Source organism: Ruegeria sp. D7 (assembly GCF_056534355.1).
In genome coordinates, this window is sequence record NZ_JBQFPG010000030.1 from 1 (window position 1) to 1,882 (window position 1,882).

Annotated in this window: 2 protein-coding genes; both read left to right on the plus strand. The window is 57.3% G+C overall.

From position 1 onward, the window contains the following. Positions 1–1,005 (plus strand): hypothetical protein (locus ACRZ9U_RS20890; protein WP_170402970.1); only part of this gene is annotated, 1,005 nt, incomplete at its 5' end. Positions 1,006–1,089: 84 nt separating this feature from the next. Then, positions 1,090–1,779, plus strand: a complete 690-nt coding sequence (locus ACRZ9U_RS20895; protein ID WP_170396642.1) for a M48 family metallopeptidase — start codon at positions 1,090–1,092, stop codon at positions 1,777–1,779. Positions 1,780–1,882: the final 103 nt, after the last annotated feature.

Here is a 1,882-nt window from a genome sequence, read left to right on the forward strand (position 1 = left end):
CGCGGTGACCTCTATGAGGCGCGCCGTGAACTGCGTGATCTGAACGAAGACTACGATGGCCGCAGCAGCGAAGACATCGCCGATGATATCGCCGCGCTTGATCCTGCGGACCCGAACTACGATGACAAGCTGAGTGCGCTTGAGGATGAGTTGCGCGATGCAGAAACCTATGAGGAGGCGCGCGACGATCTGCGCGCTGATCTGAGGGATCTGAAATACGAAACCCGCGACGCGTTGCAAGATGCGGAGGCTGCCTTTTATGACGCTTCGAAAGGGCGTACATTGACCAAAGCGACGCTGGGCGAGTTCCACGGCAATCTCGATCTGCCACAGCCAAACCACCGGCACAAGGACTGGGCAACGATCCAGCCGGTGCCTTACGATCCTGACGGCTACCGCTATTCGGACGATAAGAAGATCTATGATGAAACCGACTATCGACTGCGCTACGAAAAGCCATATTCCGATCGCAAGAAGGACCGCTACCGCTATTACCGCGACCCGCTTGTTGCAGCGATCACCGATCCCTATGGCTCGGACAAGCTGCGTAACCTGAATGCGTCTAAGGCAGCGGCCCCGGCGTTCCGCAATGCTTCACCCAACAGCAATGTCGGCAAAATCGCGACCTACCAGGCGGCGGCGGAAACCTATTACGACTTACGCGGTGACCTCTATGAGGCGCGCCGTGAACTGCGTGATCTGAACGAAGACTACGATGGCCGCAGCAGCGAAGACATCGCCGATGATATCGCCGCACTTGATCCTGCGGACCCGGACTATGATGACAAGCTGAGTGCGCTTGAGGATGAGCTGCGCGATGCTGAAACCTACGAGGAGGCGCGCGACGCTCTGCGCGCGGATGTGAGGGACCTGAGAGTTGATGCTCTGGTCGCAGAAAAGGAAGCTGAACGCGCATTTTTTGAGGCTTCGAAGGGCGAGGTCTTGACCAAGCAGTCCCTTGCCGAGTTTCATTCGAACCTGCACCTGCCCTCGCCAGGCAGGTAAGGCTGGATTGAGCCGCATAACTGATCGGACGTGAAGGGCGAGTTACCGCTTGCCTCCTCGGGGTGGGTCGCCCATATCTAACTCATGCTTCGCTTAACACCCATCCTGCTGGCCATAGCCTATGCCGTTGTGATGTACCGGATATCCGTCTGGCGCACGCATCGTGAGTTGGATGCGAAGTCCACCGAACTGGCCGATCCTGCGCTAAAACGCATGACGGACCGGCTGGCTGCAGCCTTGGAAATTGATCGGGTCCCAGTCTACATCTACGAGATCGATCCGGTGAACGGGCTGGCCGCGCCGGATGGGCGTATTTTCATCACGCGCGGTTTTTATCGCAAATTTGGCAACGGCGAAGTATCAGCAGAAGAAATGGCAAGCGTAATCGCGCATGAATTGGGCCATGTCGCCCTTGGCCACGCCCGGCGGCGGATGATTGATTTCTCGGGTCAAAACGCCCTGCGTGCTGCGCTGATGATGCTATTGAACCGCTTCATCCCGTTCATTGGAGCCTGGATTGCAAATATGCTGACTCATTTGCTGGCCTCCCGCCTGTCGCGAAGTGATGAATATGAGGCGGATGAATATGCGGCCGCGCTTTTGACAAAAGCCGGGATCGGGATTGGTCCACAGAAGTCTTTGTTCCACAAGCTTGAGGATCTGACACAGCAGCGCGCGGGCGTTGTGCCCGCTTGGTTAATGAGTCATCCAAAGACGGATGAGCGGATCGCAGCTCTGGAAGTACTTGAACAAAAGTGGGGCGTGGGAGTTTAGGATAGGAGCGAGGGGCCAGCCCCTCGCGCTCCCCCAGATATTTTTTGCCAGATGAATGGGGTCCCGCAATAAGCACTCAGGGCATCGCCCAGGCGCGGCAGGC

Bases quoted from the DNA above. Each gene is read 5' to 3' on its own strand.
- ACRZ9U_RS20895 (WP_170396642.1), top strand. From the start codon at position 1,090: ATGCTTCGCTTAACACCCATCCTGCTGGCCATAGCCTATGCCGTTGTG.